This is a genomic window from Kaistella montana (assembly GCF_024436175.1).
Lineage (GTDB): Bacteria > Bacteroidota > Bacteroidia > Flavobacteriales > Weeksellaceae > Kaistella > Kaistella montana.
The window spans coordinates 87029-104862 of the sequence record NZ_JANFQP010000002.1; the positions used below are offsets into that span (position 1 = coordinate 87029).

Here is a 17834-nt window from a genome sequence, read left to right on the forward strand (position 1 = left end):
GTAAAAAAACAAATTGAGAAAAACACCTACATTCCTTGAATTCGGAGTTTCAATTGCGCTTCGGTATCAACTACTGCGGTGATGCCATTTTGATGAAGCAAAATCTGCGTCGGCTTGACTTTGAACACTTTACCTTCCATTTTTAGCCCTTTATAATATTCTTTATTAAATGTTTCTTCAATACTTTTTTTAGATGAATCTTCCAGCTCTGCGGTCGGGATTCCGTATTCTTGCTCAATCATTCTTACAATTTTCCCTTGGAAAAGCAATGTGGCGGTTTTCTGAAGGATGTTTTTTGTCTTCAACTTGAATTTCGTGTCTTTTAAAACAATTTTCCGAAGGGTTTCATCATAAACAGGAACTCCAGAAATATAGGAAATCCCTTCTACCGTACCTTCCGTCGCTGCTTCAATCATCACTCTTTCGTCCTGACCATACACTTTCACGGAATTGATTTTTATTTTAGATTTTCCTTCTCGGAAATCAAATTCTTTCTCTAAAAACAATTGTTCCGCAATTCTCGTCGCTTCTGTAAATGGAATATTGGCGGTGGTTTGCAATAAAAATTTCTGGGGCAAAGTTTGAACAGAATTAAAATTCGCAATAGATTTAATTAAAGGCGTTGCCGCAGGTTTTTGTCCTGTAAAAGTTTCCGAAAAAGTATCAATTCCGATATTGGCTTCGATTTGATTGCCATAAAAAACAAGCGGCGAAACATTCACACTCACGGGCGTAATTTTCAGCCAGGTATTGTATTCCTCCGAAACATGGAAAGGCTGAGCAAATTGGTTCCATGCCATCACCGCATATTGCTGGAAATTCATTTGAGAAAGCATCATTTCATCGATGGTTTTGCAGAAATCGGCTTGTTGTGTTTTTAAACTTTGCTCCACCAAAGAAGTAATCGGAACCTTAATTTTCCCGAAATCCAAAACCGGTTTTTTCACCCATTTGAAACCCATCGGCGAGGTTTTGGTCGTCATTTTCCAATTATTATTAAAGGTCAGCTTCATATTAAAATACATCACCGTTTCGAAAGTCGTCTCCTGATACGTATAAACCCCGAAAGTTCCGATGCCTTTTTCGGCCCAAATTTTCAAAGGAACTTCAATTAAAAGATTCTGCTGAGTTCCGCCAACCAATCTTATAGCGCGGGTTTTCCAAACTTTTACTTTAAACTGATCATTGTTGTTATCGGTGTAGGAATTATCTTCAAAAATTAAATCTTTCACCGAAGCATTGATGATATTGGCAATCTCGGAAAGCGGAATTTTCACCGGCATTGTGATCGAAGATTTGATCTTCGGGAAATTAAAATAGGACGGAGAAGCGCTTACCGATGTGGTTTGCGAAAATATATTTAAACCTAAAACCAGGAAAATCGCGATAAGAAGTCTCTGCATTTTTTTATTTTCTATGAAACGCAAATTTCAATAAAAATGGTTAGATAGTTTTAAAATATCTTTATAATTTGTTTAAAATATCGCTTCACTGCCGATAGCTTTAGGAAAGAATGTATTTTTGTAAAGCTTTAATTAAAAGAACAACTACAATGAAAAGATTCGAATTATCGGTCCTGGATTTAGCTCCGGTAAAACAAAATAAAACCATCCACGACGCCTTCCAAGAGAGTTTAGCATTAGCAAAACATACCGAAAAACTCGGTTACAAAAGATTTTGGCTCGCTGAACACCACAATATGGCGAGTATCGCAAGTTCCGCAACCTCAGTATTGATCGGCTTTATCGCCAATGGAACCGAAAAAATTCGGGTAGGATCCGGCGGTGTGATGCTTCCCAACCACAGTTCGCTCGTAATTGCAGAACAATTCGGAACTTTGGAAAGTTTATTTCCCGGAAGAATTGATCTCGGTGTTGGAAGAGCACCCGGAACGGATGGTTTAACGGCGAAAGCTTTAGGCAGAAATCCGATGATCATCAACGAACAGTTTCCCCGACAAATTCAGGAATTGCAACAATATTTCTCGGTAGAAAATGCTACCAGTTTAGTAAGAGCCATTCCCGGAGAAGGCTGCGACATCCCGATTTATGTATTAGGATCGAGTACCGACAGCGCTTGGTTGGCTGCGGAAATGGGCTTGCCTTATGCGTTCGCCGGACATTTTGCACCCGATATGATGGTTCACGCGTTTAATATTTATAAAGAAAATTATAAACCAAGCGAAAAATTCCCGGAACCTTATACCATCGCTTGTGTGAACGGAATTGCTGCCGAAACCAACGAAGAAGCGAAAAAATTGGCAACCACGCTTTATCAAGCATTCCTCAACATCATTAGAAACGATAGAAAGCCCTATTCACCTCCGGTCGACGATATCGATGATGTATGGAACCCGATGGAAAAAGCCCATGTTTTGAAAATGTTGCATTACAGTTTTATCGGAGATCCGGAAACGCTTACCTCCAAATTGAGTAGTTTTCAGGAAGCTTTTCAGGTGGATGAATTGATGATTACTTCCCACATCTTTGATGAAGAGGCGCGTTTGAAATCTTACGAAATCATCAAAAACGTAGTCGACGGAATGTTCTAAAACTCATAAAAATCTCTCGCGGATTCAGCTGATATAGCGGATCGATTCCAATTTTAATTTGCTCAATCTGTAAAATCTGCGAGAGTTTTCTTAACCTATAAATATTTCTCCCTGATTGTGCTGATATTGCAGATTGATTCCAATATTAATCTATAAAATCGGCGGGAGTCTTTTTAGAATCCATGTCCAATTTATCCTTGCCACTTTCTTAAAACTCAGTATCTTTGCCCCATCTAAAAAAGTAAAATGTCAGATATTCAACTCAACACCATTCCGGAAGCGATAGAAGACCTTAAAAACGGAAAAATAATCATCGTTGTAGATGACGAAAACCGCGAAAACGAGGGCGATTTCTTATCCGCAGCGGAATTGACCACCCCAGAAATCATCAACTTCATGACCCTCTACGGAAGAGGACTTATTTGTACCCCACTTCCCGAAAAAAGATGCGACGAACTAGGCCTTGACATCATGGTCACCCGAAGCAGCGACCCGAAAGAAACTGCGTTCACCGTTTCTGTGGACCTTTTGGGAGAAGGCGTTTCTACAGGAATCTCAGCAAGCGACCGTAGCAAAACTATTTTAGCATTAATGGACGAAAAAACCAAACCTACCGATTTTATGAGGCCAGGTCATATTTTCCCGTTAAGAGCGAAAAAAGGCGGCGTACTGAAAAGAGCCGGCCACACCGAAGCTGCAATCGATTTAACCAAACTCGCAGGGCTGAAAGAAGGTGGTGTGATTTGCGAAATCATGAACGAAGATGGATCCATGGCTCGTCTTCCTCAATTGGTAGAACTGGCAAAAAAACATGATCTGAAAATCGTTTCCATCGAAGATCTTATTCATTATCAACTGAAAAAAGGCGATTTGATCGAGCGAATTGAAGAGCGGAAAGTGAAAACTTTCTATGGCGACTACGATTTCTTTGCTTTCAAGGAAACCAGTACCGACCAAATTCACTTTGCTTTAACCAAAGGAACTTGGGTAGTAAACGAACCAGTTTTGGTGCGGGTACAAGCTTCCAATTCTTATTTCGATGTGCTGAACAGGCTTACCGCAGGCGAAAAACCTTTGTTGGAAAAAATCACCACGATGATTAATGACGAAGGAAAAGGCGCAATCATCTTCATCAACAACGTATCGAGTGCTGAAAATACTTTGAGAAAACTGCAGCAGTTCATCGATTTCCAAGATGGCGAAGTGAAAAGACCAACATTGGCCTCCAACTTCCACGATTACGGAATCGGAACACAGATTCTGAAAAATCTCGGCATCACCAAATTCCGCGTCATCACCCAAAACGTCAACCAAAAACCATTGGTCGGCGGCTACGATGTAGAAGTAACGGAAATGGTGCAATTGTAGAAAATTTAATTTTAAATAAAAAAATCCCGGCTCATCACTGAACCGGGATTTCTATTTTGGAAAACGTTTGGGCTTATGCCTGTACGTTGTTCTGTCCTACTACGAAAGGCTCTACTTCTTTGATTTCGCCAAATTGTTGCTCATAGTTAGCAACGTTTTGTTGCAATGCAGTAAGTACTCTTTTTGCGTGCAAAGGAGCCAAGATTACTCTTGAACGTACGTTTGCTTGCTGTACTCCCGGCATCAATTGGATGAAATCTACCACGAATTCAGAAGGCGAATGATTTACTAAAGCTAGGTTACAGTAAACACCTGCTGCGATCATCTCGTTCAGGTTGATGTTGATGTTGTTTGGATCGTTGTTTTGGTTGTTGTCCATTTTTGTTAAATATTTTAAATTATAGTTTTTAGATAATAGATTTCAGACTTTAGACAGCAGACTTCAGAGGTTAAATATCTGAAATCTGTTGTCTGTTGTCTAATATCTTATTTAGTTTAAGTCTTCAAATTCTTTTTTAGACCCTACGATTACACTTTGATAATCTTTAAGACCGGTACCTGCTGGAATTCTGTGTCCTACAATTACGTTTTCTTTCAGACCAGTTAGGTAATCTACTTTTCCTGATACTGCTGCCTCGTTGAGAACTTTTGTAGTTTCCTGGAACGATGCTGCAGACATGAATGATTTGGTTTGTAGCGCTGCTCTGGTGATCCCCTGTAATACTGGAGTTGCCGTTGCAGGTAATGCTTCACGCACTTGTACCAATTCTAAATCTTCACGTTTCAGTTTAGAGTTTTCGTCTCTTAGTTCTCTTGCAGTAATCATTTGCCCTGGTTTGAATGCTTTCGAATCACCAGCGTCGGTTACTACTTTCAATCCGAATACACGGTTGTTTTCTTCCAAGAAATCGAATTTATGCTCTAAAGCACCTTCAAGGAATTGGGTATCACCACCATCCACGATGTTGACTTTGGTCATCATCTGTCTAACGATAATTTCGAAGTGTTTATCATCGATTTTCACCCCTTGAAGACGGTAAACTTCCTGAATTTCATTTACCAAATATTCCTGAACGGCAGTTGGTCCTTTGATTTTCAAGATATCGTCCGGAGTGATGGATCCGTCTGAAAGCGGTGCGCCTGCAGTAACGAAGTCATTTTCCTGAACAAGGATCTGGTTAGAAAGTTTCACCAAATATTTGGAGATTTCTCCAGTTTTGGCTTCCACGATCAATTCACGGTTACCACGCTTGATTTTTCCGTAAGAAACTACCCCGTCGATTTCGGTTACTACAGCCGGGTTCGATGGATTTCTTGCTTCGAAAAGTTCGGTAACACGTGGAAGACCTCCTGTGATATCCCCTGCTTTCGCAGATTTTCTTGGGATTTTGATTAAGACTTTACCAGCCTTAATTTTTTCCCCGTCATTTACCATAAGGTGGGCACCAACCGGAAGGTTATACGCTTTTTGTTCTACGCCTTTTGCATCTACTACTTTCAAGGTAGGTACCGCTTTTTTGTTTCTAGATTCAGAGATTACTTTCTCTTCGAAACCTGTCTGCTCATCAATCTCTAATTGGAATGAAATCCCTTGAATGATGTCTTCGTATTCTACTTTACCGGCAGATTCTGCAATGATTACCGCGTTATATGGATCCCATTTCGCAATGGTATCTCCTTTTTTCACTTTATCACCAGGTTTTACCAATAATTCGGAACCATAAGGTACGTTGGCAATCATCAATGGTGTTCTTGCTGCGTTATCAGCTACCAAACGGAATTCGGTTGAACGAGAAACTAAAATTTCAGCTTTTACGCCTTCTTCGTTTTCAGAAGTTACCGTTCTCACCTCATCCATTTCCACGATACCGTCGCGACGTGCAACAATTGCTGGATTTTCTGAGATGTTTCCTGCAGTACCCCCTTGGTGGAAGGTTCTCAATGTCAACTGAGTTCCCGGTTCCCCGATGGACTGTGCTGCGATAACTCCTACTGCCTCTCCCATGTGGATTGGCTTACCTGTTGCCAAGTTTCTACCGTAGCATTTCGCACAGATTCCTTTCTTGGTTTCACAAGTTAAAGGTGAACGAACTTCTACTGCTTCGATACCTGCCGCTTCGATTTTCTTTGCCAAAGCTTCATTAATCAAATCATCAGCATAAGCGATAATTTCATCGGTTTCAGGATCGTAAATATTGTGAAGAGAAACTCTACCCAAAATTCTTTCAGAAAGTTTTTCTACGATTTCGTCGTTTTTCTTTAATGGAGTAATTTCTGTTCCTCTTAAAGTTCCACAGTCGTTTTCAGTGATGATAACGTCCTGAGCAACGTCCACCAATCTTCTGGTCAAGTAACCAGCATCGGCAGTTTTAAGAGCGGTATCCGCAAGACCTTTACGCGCACCGTGAGTGGAGATAAAGTACTCGAGGATGGAAAGACCTTCCTTAAAGTTCGCAACAATCGGGTTTTCGATGATTTCCGCACCGGTAGAACCAGCTTTTTGCGGTTTAGCCATCAAACCACGCATACCGGAAAGCTGACGGATCTGTTCTTTGGAACCCCTCGCCCCAGAATCTAGCATCATATACACAGAGTTGAACCCACCTTGGTCGGTTTTCATTCTGCTCATGATCATTTCTGTTAATCCTGCGTTGGTATTGGTCCAAACGTCAATTACTTGGTTATAACGTTCCGTATCGGTGATAAGACCCATGTTATAGTTGGCCTTAATTTCATCAACATTAGCAACCGCTTCCGCGATCATGGTTTTCTTTTCAGCAGGAATCACGATATCTCCTAAACTAAATGATAAACCTCCTTTGAATGCATTAGAATAACCTAAGTTCTTCATATCATCAAGGAATTTCACAGTAGTTGGGAAATCGGTATCTGCTAAAACTCTACCAATAACGTTTCTCAATGATTTTTTTGTTAAAAGTTCATTGATATATCCTGATTGTTTTGGTACAATTTGGTTGAATAGAATTCTTCCAACTGTAGTTTCAGTCAGTTTTGTAGTGATTACACCATCTTCTTTGATTGGCAATCTACATCTTACTTTAGCATTTAAAGAAACTTGTCCTTCTGCATAAGCAATTTCCACTTCTTCCGGTGAATAGAAAGCTAAACCTTCACCTTTCACTTTCATGGTTTCTGTAGAATCAAGCTGTTTGGTCATAAAATATAGACCCAAAACCATATCCTGAGAAGGTACGGTAATCGGCGAACCGTTTGCAGGGTTCAAGATGTTTTGAGAACCCAACATCAATAGTTGCGCTTCCAAAATAGCTTCCGGACCTAAAGGTAAGTGTACCGCCATCTGGTCACCATCAAAATCCGCGTTGAATGCCGTTGTAACCAATGGGTGCAACTGAATGGCTTTACCTTCGATCATTTTTGGCTGGAACGCCTGGATACCCAATCTGTGAAGGGTAGGTGCCCTGTTCAGAAGAACCGGATGACCTTTCATCACGTTTTCGAGGATATCATAAACAACAGGTTCCTTTCTGTCGATGATTCTTTTAGCAGATTTTACGGTTTTTACGATACCTCTTTCAATCAGTTTTCTGATGATGAACGGTTTGTAAAGTTCAGCTGCCATATCTTTCGGGATCCCACATTCGTGAAGTTGAAGGTTTGGACCTACAACAATTACCGAACGTGCAGAGTAATCTACCCTTTTACCCAATAAGTTTTGACGGAAACGACCTTGTTTTCCTTTCAATGAATCTGAAAGCGATTTCAATGGTCTGTTTGATTCTGATTTTACTGCAGAAGATTTTCTGGTGTTATCGAATAATGAATCCACAGATTCCTGAAGCATACGCTTCTCGTTTCGAAGGATTACTTCTGGAGCTTTGATCTCTAAAAGTCTCTTCAAACGATTGTTTCTGATGATTACTCTTCGGTAAAGGTCATTCAAATCTGAAGTTGCGAATCTACCTCCATCCAACGGAACCAATGGTCTTAGTTCTGGTGGAATTACAGGAAGAACACGCATAATCATCCATTCTGGCTTATTGATCATTCTGGTGTTTGCACCACGGATGGCTTCAACAACATTTAATCTTTTTAATGCTTCAGTTCTTCTTTGTTTAGAAGATTCGTTGTGCGCTTTGTGACGCAAATCGAAAGATAGAGTATCTAAGTCGATTCTTTTCAATAATTCTTCCACCGCTTCTGCTCCCATTTTGGCAACAAATTTATTCGGGTCAGAATCATCAAGATATTGGTTTTCCGCAGGAAGCGTATCTAAAATATCAAGATATTCTTCTTCTGTTAAAAATTCTTTGTCTTCGAAATCGGAACCATCAGCTTTTTTGGCAATACCTGGCTGGATTACAACATATCTTTCGTAGTAGATAATCATATCCAATTTCTTGGAAGGTAAACCTAAAAGATAACCGATTTTGTTCGGCAAAGAACGGAAATACCAGATATGAGCTACAGGAACTACCAATCCGATGTGACCGATTCTTTCTCTACGAACTTTTTTCTCGGTAACTTCTACCCCACAACGGTCGCAAACGATTCCTTTGTATCGGATTCTTTTGTATTTACCACAAGCACATTCGTAATCCTTCACAGGACCGAAGATTTTCTCGCAGAACAAGCCGTCTCTTTCCGGTTTATGGGTACGGTAGTTAATGGTTTCCGGTTTTAAAACTTCACCTCTTGAATCCTGTAGAATAGATTCAGGAGAGGCAAGACCGATCGTAATTTTACTGAAATTACTTGTTTTATTTTTATTTGACATTTTTTATTTTGATTAAAAGATTAAAAGATTGAAAGCTTACTTTCATTCTTGTCTTCTTGGAGTTAATTAATGATTTAATTTTTTAATAATTAAACTTTTAATTTACTCCTCCAATCTTATATCAAGGCCAAGACCTTGCAGCTCATGAAGTAATACGTTGAAAGATTCAGGAATACCTGGTTCAGGCATTGCTTCTCCTTTTGCAATCGCTTCATAAGTTTTTGCTCTACCAATCACGTCATCCGATTTCACGGTAAGGATTTCTCTAAGGATGTTGGATGCACCAAATGCTTCCAATGCCCAAACCTCCATCTCACCGAATCTTTGTCCACCAAACTGCGCTTTACCACCTAAAGGCTGTTGCGTAATCAATGAATAAGGTCCGATAGAACGTGCGTGCATTTTGTCATCAACCATGTGACCCAATTTCAGCATATAAATTACCCCTACAGTAGCCGGTTGAGAGAATCTATCTCCGGTACCACCATCATAAAGATAAGTAGAACCAAATTCTGGAAGACCTGCTTGGTTGGTGTATTCAGTAATCTGATCGATATTGGCACCATCGAAGATTGGCGTTGCGAATTTCAATCCTAATTTCTGACCAGCCCATCCAAGAACAGTTTCGTAGATCTGCCCGATGTTCATACGTGAAGGTACCCCAAGTGGGTTCAATACGATGTCAACAGGAGTTCCATCTTCTAGGAACGGCATATCTTCTTCACGAACGATTCTCGAAACGATACCTTTGTTACCGTGACGACCCGCCATTTTATCACCAACATTCAACTTACGTTTTTTAGCGATATAAACTTTCGCTAATTTGATGATTCCTGCAGGAAGTTCATCTCCGATTGAAATTGCAAATTTCTCACGGTTTTTAACTCCTTGAATGTCATTAAATTTGATTTTGTAGTTGTGGATCAACTGCTTGATCAAATCGTTCTTATCTGCATCAACAGTCCAGTCAGCTCCGCTTACGTTTACATAATCTTCAACACTTTGAAGCAATTTAGTCGTAAACTTCACTCCTTTTCCGATGATTTCTTCATCAAGGTCGTTTTTCACCCCCTGAGAAGTTTTGCCGTTAACAAGAGTTCCAAGTTTTTCAAGAAGGGTGTTTCTTAATTCATCGAATTTCGCTTTGTAGGTATTTTCGATTTCTTCAAGTTTCAGTTTCTCTTCAGTTCTTTTCTTTTTGTCCTTGATGTTTCTTGAGAACAATTTCTTGTCGATTACAACACCTCTTAAAGAAGAATCTGCTTTTAATGAAGCATCTTTTACATCACCGGCTTTGTCACCGAAGATTGCTCTCAATAGTTTTTCTTCCGGAGTTGGATCAGATTCACCTTTTGGAGTGATTTTACCAATCATGATATCTCCAGGTTTCACATCAGCTCCAATACGGATCATACCGTTTTCATCGAGATCTTTTGTAGCTTCTTCAGAAACGTTAGGAATATCAGCGGTCAATTCTTCCATACCTAATTTGGTATCACGAACTTCCAACGAATATTCATCCACGTGGATAGAAGTAAACCAGTCCTCACGAACCACTTTCTCGTTGATTACGATTGCATCCTCAAAGTTATATCCTTTCCAAGGCATGAAGGCTACCACAAGGTTTCTACCCAATGCCAACTCTCCGTTTTCAGTTGCATAACCGTCGCAAAGTACCTGACCTTTCTGAACTTTGTCACCTACTCTTACGTTTGGTCTCAAAGTGATGGTTGTACTTTGGTTGGTTTTTCTAAACTTGGTAAGTTTATATGTTTTAGTAGCAGATTCGAATGATACTAAATCATCGTCTTCGCTTCTTTCGTATTTAATGGTGATTTTATCAGCATCTACATACTCTACAGTACCGTTTCCTTCAGCATTAATTAAAATTCTGGAGTCTTTAGCAACTTGTTGTTCCAAGCCTGTACCTACGATTGGAGCTTGTGGCTTCAACAAAGGAACTGCTTGACGCATCATGTTGGATCCCATCAATGCACGGTTCGCATCATCATGCTCCAAGAATGGAATTAATGAAGCGGAAATACCAGAAATCTGGTTTGGTGCTACATCGATCAAGTCAACTTGTTGTGGTTCAACTACCGGATAATCTCCATCAAGACGGGCAATAACTCTGTCGGTAGAAATAGTACCGTCATCGTTCATCTCCACGTTCGCTTGTGCAATTACTTTATCTTCTTCATCTTCAGCATTTAAGAAGATTGCAGGAGTTTTCAAATCTACTTTTCCGTTGTTTACTTTACGGTAAGGAGTTTCGATGAAACCTAAGTTGTTGATTTTTGCGTAGATCCCTAATGAAGAGATCAAACCAATGTTTGGTCCTTCAGGAGTTTCGATCGGACAGATTCTTCCATAGTGAGTATGGTGAACGTCACGTACCTCGAAACCTGCTCTTTCTCTTGATAAACCACCAGGTCCTAGAGCAGAAAGACGACGCTTGTGCGTGATTTCTGATAGTGGATTGGTTTGGTCCATGAACTGAGAAAGCTGGTTGGTACCAAAGAATGAGTTAATAACTGATGTTAAAGTCTTCGCATTAACAAGATCAATAGGAGTAAAGATTTCATTATCTCTAACGTTCATTCTCTCACGAATTGTTCTTGCAATTCTAGAAAGACCTACACCAAACTGACCAGCCAATTGCTCACCAACAGTTTTAATTCTTCTGTTGGATAAGTGATCGATATCATCAACTTCAGCTTTAGAGTTTACCAATTCGATAAGGTGTCTTACGATCGAAATGATGTCTTCTTTGGTTAAAACTTCAGTTTTTTCAGGAATATTTAATCCTAGTTTTTTGTTCAATCTGTAACGACCAACTTCACCTAAAGAGTAACGTTGCTCAGAGAAGAATAATTTTTCGATAATTCCTCTTGCAGTTTCCTCATCTGGTGGATCTGCGTTACGCAACTGACGATAAATATATTCTACCGCTTCTTTTTCGGAGTTGGTAGGGTCTTTTTGTAAAGTATTTTGAATGATAGAGAATTCGTTAGAATTTTCTTTGTGAATCAAAATAGATTTCACACCTGCATCCAAAATAAGGTCTAAATGTTCTTTTTCAAGAACAGTTTCTCTATCCAAGATGATTTCGTTTCTTTCAATGGAAACTACTTCACCTGTATCTTCGTCCACGAAATCTTCGAACCAAGTGTTCAAAACTCTCGCAGCCAAAGTTCTTCCTTCTACTTTTTTCAATGCTGCTTTAGAAACTTTCACTTCTTCCGCAAGGTCAAAAATCTGAAGGATATCTTTATCGGATTCGAATCCGATTGCTCTCAACAAAGTCGTTAACGGTAATTTTTTCTTACGGTCGATGTAAGCGTACATTACGTTATTGATGTCGGTTGTAAATTCCATCCAAGATCCTTTGAAAGGGATAATTCTGGAATAATACAATTTAGTTCCGTTGGCGTGGTAAGTTTGACCAAAAAACACCCCCGGAGAACGGTGTAACTGAGTTACGATAACACGCTCTGCACCATTAATGATAAATGAACCAGAAGGTGTCATGTAAGGAACCGGACCTAAATAAACGTCTTGTACAACGGTCTGAAAATCTTCGTGTTCAGGGTCAGTACAATACAATTTCAGTCTGGCTTTCAAAGGAACTGAATAGGTCAGTCCTCTTTCCACACACTCGTCGATCGAGTAGCGCGGTGAATCAACCAAATAATCCAAAAACTCCAGTACGAACTGGTTTCTGGAATCGGTAATTGGGAAATTTTCTTCAAAGGTTTTGTAAAGAGTTTCATTTACTCTTTGCTCCGGAAGGGTATCCAACTGGAAAAAATCTTTGAAAGATTGGATCTGAATGTCCAAAAAGTCAGGAGTTTCAATTTTTCCTTTTGCTGCGGAGAAATTGATTCTTTCGTTTCCCTGAGTTTTAGCGACTGCTTTAGATTTACTCATAAAAATTTTAAAGAATGAGGGGTTAAAAAATATTTTGTTTAAAAAATATCAGAAAAAACCTTTTAAGAGTAAGAGAAACAAGAAGATAGGCGCTAACAAATAGACTTGGCTCTTATCAAAAATGGGCTTATTCTAACTGCAACGCCGGTATATCTTTTCACGGAGTAGTGCAAAATACTTTTTGATCTTTCAACGCTAAGCAATAGTGAAATCTATAAATAGAGAAAAGCCGCTTTCAGAAAACAGAAAGAGCTGATTTACAATATTTTAGTAATTTATGTACAATGGTTAGCGCCAAAAGGAGTGCAAATGTACGAATTATCGATGAGTTAAGCAACACAAAATTATCACCTATTATTATTGATTAAATGAAATAGAAAGTATTTTGTATTCTGAATATTACAAAAAAAACTATTTAAATGAAGAGATTTTATATTATAAAACAAAAAACCCCACCAAAAGGTGAGGTTTTTTTATTATGAAAAAGTGAATTATTTCAATTCTACTTCTGCACCAGCTTCTTCTAATTGTTTTTTCAAAGCTTCAGCTTCGTCTTTAGAAACACCAGTTTTGATAGGAGCAGGAGCACCATCTACCATATCTTTAGCTTCTTTAAGACCAGCACCAGTTAAATCTTTTACTAATTTAACAACAGCTAATTTAGAAGCACCTGCTGATTTAAGGATTACGTCGAATTCTGTTTTTTCTTCAGCAGCTTCACCACCACCTGCAGCAACAACTACAGCAGCAGCAGCTGGCTCGATTCCGTACTCATCCTTAAGGATAGCAGCTAATTCATTTACGTCTTTTACGGTTAAGTTTACTAGCGTTTCAGCTAAATTTTTTAAATCTGACATTTTGTAATGTTTTAATTTGTTGAACGATTTATTTTGATTTTTTTTGAGTCTAATTACTCTGCACTAGGTGCGTCAGTAGCTTCAGCGCTAGCTTCTGGAGCAGCGGTTTCTTCTACTTTGGTTTCTTCAGCAACTGGAGCTGCTTCTTCGGCTTTTGCCTCAACAGTTTCCGGTTTGTTTTGAATAGCAGAAAGTACGTTTCTGATTGGTGATTGAAGTAATCCGATGATTTCTCCGATCATTTCTTCTCTTGACTTGATGTTAGCAAGAGTGCCTAAGTTTTCATCACCGATGTAGAAAGTTTCTTGTAAGAAAGCAGATTTCAAAGCAGGAAATTCAGCTTTTTTTCTGAAGCCCTGGATCAATTTAGCTGGTGCGTTAGCTGTATCAGCTACCATTACCGCTGTATTTCCTTTGAAAGTTGGGAACATTTCAGAGTAATCTACTCCTTCGATTTGTTCCATTGCTTTCTGCAACAATGTATTTTTTACAACTTTAAGTGTAATGTTTTGTTTAAACGCTTGTCTTCTGAAATCTGAAGTCGACGCAGCATTCATTCCTTCAAGATTTGCTACATAAACCACTTTCGCGTCTTGTAACATCTCTTTTATTTCTTGTATTACTAATACTTTATCTTCTTTTGTCATTGTCTTACAGATTTTAGTTTACAGATTTAGTATCAATTGCAATACCCGGACTCATGGTAGAAGATAAGTAAATACTTTTTACATAAGTACCTTTAGCTGCAGTTGGTTTTAGTTTCAATAAAGTCTGCACCAATTCCTGAGCGTTCTCTTTAATTTTAGCAGCATCGAAAGATACTTTACCAATACCAGCGTGGATAATACCGTATTTGTCTACTTTGAAATCGATTTTACCAGCTTTCACTTCTGTTACAGCTTTACCGATTTCCATGGTAACAGTTCCTGATTTAGGGTTTGGCATCAATCCTCTTGGACCTAATACTCTACCTAATGGACCTAGTTTTCCCATTACAGCCGGCATGGTAACGATTACGTCAACATCAGTCCAGCCATCTTTAATTTTCTGTAAGTATTCATCAAGACCTACGTAATCTGCACCAGCTTCTTTTGCTTCTGCTTCCTTATCAGGAGTTACAAGCGCTAAAACTTTTACATCTTTACCGGTACCGTGAGGAAGAGATACTACACCTCTTACCATTTGGTTAGCTTTTCTTGGATCAACACCCAATCTAACTGCGATATCTACAGAAGCGTCAAATTTTGCAAAGTTTACTTCTTTTACCAAAGCAGAAGCTTCGTCAAGGCTGTAAATTTTGTTTTTTTCTATTTTGCTTAAAGCTTCTTTTTGCTTTTTTGTTAATTTTGCCATTTCTACTAGTTTTAAGCGTTAGTTGGTTTAGTTCCTGTTACTCTCAATCCCATAGATCTTGCAGTACCTGCGATCATAGTCATCGCAGAGTCTAACGTAAAACAGTTAAGATCTGTCATTTTATCTTCTGCGATTTTTTGTACTTGTGCCCAAGTAACGGCTCCTACTTTCGCTCTGTTAGGTTCACCTGAACCTTTCTTCACTTTAGAAGCTTCTAATAATTGGATCGCAGCTGGAGGAGTTTTAATAACGAATTCAAAAGATTTGTCTTCGTACACTGTAATAACTACAGGTAAAACTTGCCCAGGCTTGTCTTGCGTTCTTCCGTTAAATTGTTTACAAAACTCCATGATGTTCACACCGGCAGAACCTAGTGCTGGTCCAACTGGTGGAGAAGGGTTTGCTGCCCCTCCTTTTACCTGGAGTTTAACCATTTTAAAGACTTTTTTAGCCATTTTTTTGTTTTAAAAATTAGTAAATAATGAATGTGGAAGCATTTATTATTCTATATAAACTCTGATTCTCACCTACAGAGTTTATATTTCGGACTGCAAAATTAAGAATTAATTTTGATTCTGCAAGTGTAATCTATTGATTTTTAGCAATGAATTACAAAAAATATTTACTCATATTCATAAAACCGCATCAACACTAGAACAGGAGGCTTCCATAGTTAGAATTTTGCCAAATAAAAAGACTGCTCTTCTGAACAGTCTTTTTAATATATTTATAAGTTCTTTATACCTTTTCTACTTGCATAAAGCTCAATTCCATTGGTGTTTTTCTACCGAAAATCATTACTGAAACTTCAATTTTCTTTTTGTCTTCATGAATTTTCTCTACAGTTCCGTTGAAACCATTGAAAGGTCCATCCGTAACTTTCACGCTGTCTCCAACAATGAATGGAATTTCAATATCAACAGCAAATTCTGAAAGTTCATCCATTCTACCAAGCATTCTGTTTACTTCTGCTTTACGCATTGGAACAGGATCTCCGCCTTTGGTTAAACTTAAAAAAGAAATTACACCTGGAATATTTTTGATAATGTGAGGAATTTCTCCCATCAAATTAGCTTCTACCATTAAGTAACCTGGGTAATAAGGCTTTTCTTTCGGAACCTTCTTCCCGTTTCTCATTTGGATCACTTTCTCCATTGGAATGACCACTTGGGTTACGTAAGCTTCGAAACCAAGTCGCTTCATTTCATTCTCAATATAGGTTTTCACCTTATTTTCCTGTCCGCTGATGGATTTCAGAACATACCATTTCAAGTCACTCATTTTGGAAAATAATTTTAATTGAACAGGTTGATAAATATCGTTAACAAGTTGGCGATAGATTTACTAAATAATGAATCTACTCCAAATGTAAACAAAGCTAAAATTACAGTAGCAATAGTAACTACAATAGTGGAAGATTGCAGATCTGGCCACTTTGGCCATTCTACTTTATCTTTAAATTCGGTATAAGAACCTTTAAAAAAATCAACTAAGCTCATTATCTATTATTTGCACGGGCACAAGGATTCGAACCCTGATCAACGGTTTTGGAGACCGGTATCCTACCATTGGACGATGCCCGTAGATTAAAAAAAGTTCCGTAAGTTTCCCTACGGAACTTTATTATTTATTTAGAAATTAATCTAAGATTTCAGTTACCTGACCTGCACCAACTGTTCTACCACCTTCTCTGATCGCAAATCTAAGACCTACGTTAAGAGCGATTGGTTGTAACAATTCTACAGTAATAGTTAAGTTATCACCTGGCATTACCATTTCTACACCTTCTGGTAAGAAGATTTCACCTGTAACGTCAGTAGTTCTTACGTAGAACTGAGGACGATATTTGTTGTGGAATGGAGTGTGACGACCACCTTCTTCTTTTGAAAGAACGTAAACCTCAGCTTTGAATTTTTTGTGTGGAGTTACAGAACCTGCTTTCGCAATTACCATACCTCTTTTGATGTCGGTTTTTTCAATACCTCTCAACAAGATACCTACGTTATCACCAGCTTCACCTCTATCAAGGATCTTTCTAAACATCTCTACCCCAGTTACAGTTGATGTTAATTTTTCATCACCCATACCTACGATATCAACAGGATCTCCAGTGTTGATAACACCAGCCTCGATTCTACCAGTTGCTACAGTACCTCTACCTGTAATAGAGAATACGTCTTCGATTGGCATCAAGAATGGTTTATCTTGATCTCTTACTGGAAGTTCGATCCAAGTATCAACAGCGTTCATTAATTCTTCTACAGTAGCAACCCATTTAGCATCTCCATTAAGAGCACCTAGAGCTGAACCTTGAATAACTGGAGAGTTATCACCATCATATTCATAAGAAGAAAGAAGATCTCTAACTTCAAGTTCTACTAATTCTAACAATTCTGGATCATCTACCATATCCACTTTGTTCATGAATACCAATACTCTTGGTACGTTTACCTGACGACAAAGAAGGATGTGCTCTCTAGTTTGAGGCATTGGTCCGTCAGTCGCAGCTACTACTAAGATAGCTCCGTCCATTTGTGCAGCACCAGTAACCATGTTTTTTACATAATCGGCGTGACCTGGACAGTCTACGTGAGCGTAGTGTCTGTTTTCAGTTTCATATTCGATGTGAGCAGTGTTGATAGTAATACCTCTTTCTTTTTCTTCTGGTGCAGAGTCGATTGAAGAGAAATCTCTTGCAGTACCGAATCCTTTGTCAGATAATACTTTACTGATTGCAGCAGTAAGTGTAGTTTTACCATGGTCTACGTGACCGATGGTACCAATGTTCAAGTGTGGTTTGTTACGATTAAACGTTTCCTTTGCCATGATTTAATTATTTATTTAATTATTTATTAAAATTTTCAGTGCGCAAATATAGTGATTTTTTGAATATTGGAAATTTTTTTTCAAAAAAAATCAATATTCAGCTTCAATCTATTTGACACTATGATATTATTTGTTTTTTGAGGGTACAAATTTATGAATTTATTTTCGTTTACGAAATTTATATTTCTTTTTT

The 17834-nt window shown here is 38.5% G+C and carries 13 protein-coding genes and 1 tRNA gene; 2 read left to right on the forward strand and 12 right to left on the reverse strand.

Annotated features, from left to right (window positions below):
* Positions 1–26 precede the first annotated feature (26 nt).
* Positions 27–1403 (reverse strand): DUF4403 family protein, encoded by a 1377-nt coding sequence (locus tag NOV28_RS06570; protein ID WP_255928880.1) that lies wholly within the window; start codon positions 1401–1403, stop codon positions 27–29.
* A 149-nt stretch (positions 1404–1552) separates the two neighbouring features.
* Here NOV28_RS06570 and NOV28_RS06575 point away from each other — a divergent pair, with 149 nt between their 5' ends.
* A complete protein-coding gene (locus tag NOV28_RS06575; protein WP_255928882.1) occupies positions 1553–2551 on the forward strand; it encodes an LLM class flavin-dependent oxidoreductase in 999 nt (332 codons plus the stop codon).
* Between the two features lie 246 nt (positions 2552–2797).
* The gene (ribB, locus tag NOV28_RS06580) at positions 2798–3919 is read left to right on the forward strand and encodes a 3,4-dihydroxy-2-butanone-4-phosphate synthase (protein WP_255928884.1); all 1122 of its coding nucleotides are present in this window, start codon (positions 2798–2800) and stop codon (positions 3917–3919) included.
* Positions 3920–3992: 73 nt separating this feature from the next.
* Here the strand turns inward: ribB and NOV28_RS06585 are convergent, their stop codons facing one another.
* The 11 genes from NOV28_RS06585 to tuf all read right to left on the reverse strand — a co-directional run bounded on the left by NOV28_RS06585 (position 3993) and on the right by tuf (position 17641).
* A complete protein-coding gene (locus tag NOV28_RS06585) occupies positions 3993–4298 on the reverse strand; it encodes a DUF3467 domain-containing protein (protein WP_255928886.1) in 306 nt (101 codons plus the stop codon).
* Positions 4299–4409: 111 nt separating this feature from the next.
* The gene (rpoC, locus tag NOV28_RS06590) at positions 4410–8675 is read right to left on the reverse strand and encodes a DNA-directed RNA polymerase subunit beta' (protein ID WP_255928888.1); all 4266 of its coding nucleotides are present in this window, start codon (positions 8673–8675) and stop codon (positions 4410–4412) included.
* A gap of 102 nt (positions 8676–8777) precedes the next feature.
* On the reverse strand, positions 8778–12605 hold the full coding sequence (rpoB, locus tag NOV28_RS06595) for a DNA-directed RNA polymerase subunit beta (protein WP_255928890.1): 3828 nt from the start codon (positions 12603–12605) through the stop codon (positions 8778–8780).
* 491 nt (positions 12606–13096) lie between these two features.
* Positions 13097–13462: a 50S ribosomal protein L7/L12 gene (gene rplL / locus NOV28_RS06600; RefSeq protein ID WP_255928892.1), complete on the reverse strand. Its 366-nt coding sequence runs from the start codon at positions 13460–13462 to the stop codon at positions 13097–13099.
* A gap of 53 nt (positions 13463–13515) precedes the next feature.
* Positions 13516–14109, reverse strand: a complete 594-nt coding sequence (rplJ, locus tag NOV28_RS06605) for a 50S ribosomal protein L10 (protein ID WP_255928894.1) — start codon at positions 14107–14109, stop codon at positions 13516–13518.
* Positions 14110–14122: 13 nt separating this feature from the next.
* On the reverse strand, positions 14123–14815 hold the full coding sequence (gene rplA / locus NOV28_RS06610; RefSeq protein WP_123248721.1) for a 50S ribosomal protein L1: 693 nt from the start codon (positions 14813–14815) through the stop codon (positions 14123–14125).
* 11 nt (positions 14816–14826) lie between these two features.
* The gene (gene rplK / locus NOV28_RS06615) at positions 14827–15270 is read right to left on the reverse strand and encodes a 50S ribosomal protein L11 (RefSeq protein ID WP_031501375.1); all 444 of its coding nucleotides are present in this window, start codon (positions 15268–15270) and stop codon (positions 14827–14829) included.
* A 283-nt stretch (positions 15271–15553) separates the two neighbouring features.
* Positions 15554–16096 carry a transcription termination/antitermination protein NusG gene (nusG, locus tag NOV28_RS06620; protein WP_255928900.1) on the reverse strand — a complete coding sequence of 181 codons (543 nt, stop codon included), beginning with the start codon at positions 16094–16096 and terminating at the stop codon, positions 15554–15556.
* 14 nt (positions 16097–16110) lie between these two features.
* Positions 16111–16314 (reverse strand): preprotein translocase subunit SecE, encoded by a 204-nt coding sequence (gene secE, locus NOV28_RS06625; RefSeq protein WP_255928902.1) that lies wholly within the window; start codon positions 16312–16314, stop codon positions 16111–16113.
* 13 nt (positions 16315–16327) lie between these two features.
* Positions 16328–16398: transfer RNA gene (locus tag NOV28_RS06630), tRNA-Trp, on the reverse strand.
* A 55-nt stretch (positions 16399–16453) separates the two neighbouring features.
* Positions 16454–17641, reverse strand: a complete 1188-nt coding sequence (gene tuf, locus NOV28_RS06635; protein WP_255928904.1) for an elongation factor Tu — start codon at positions 17639–17641, stop codon at positions 16454–16456.
* Positions 17642–17834 lie beyond the last annotated feature (193 nt).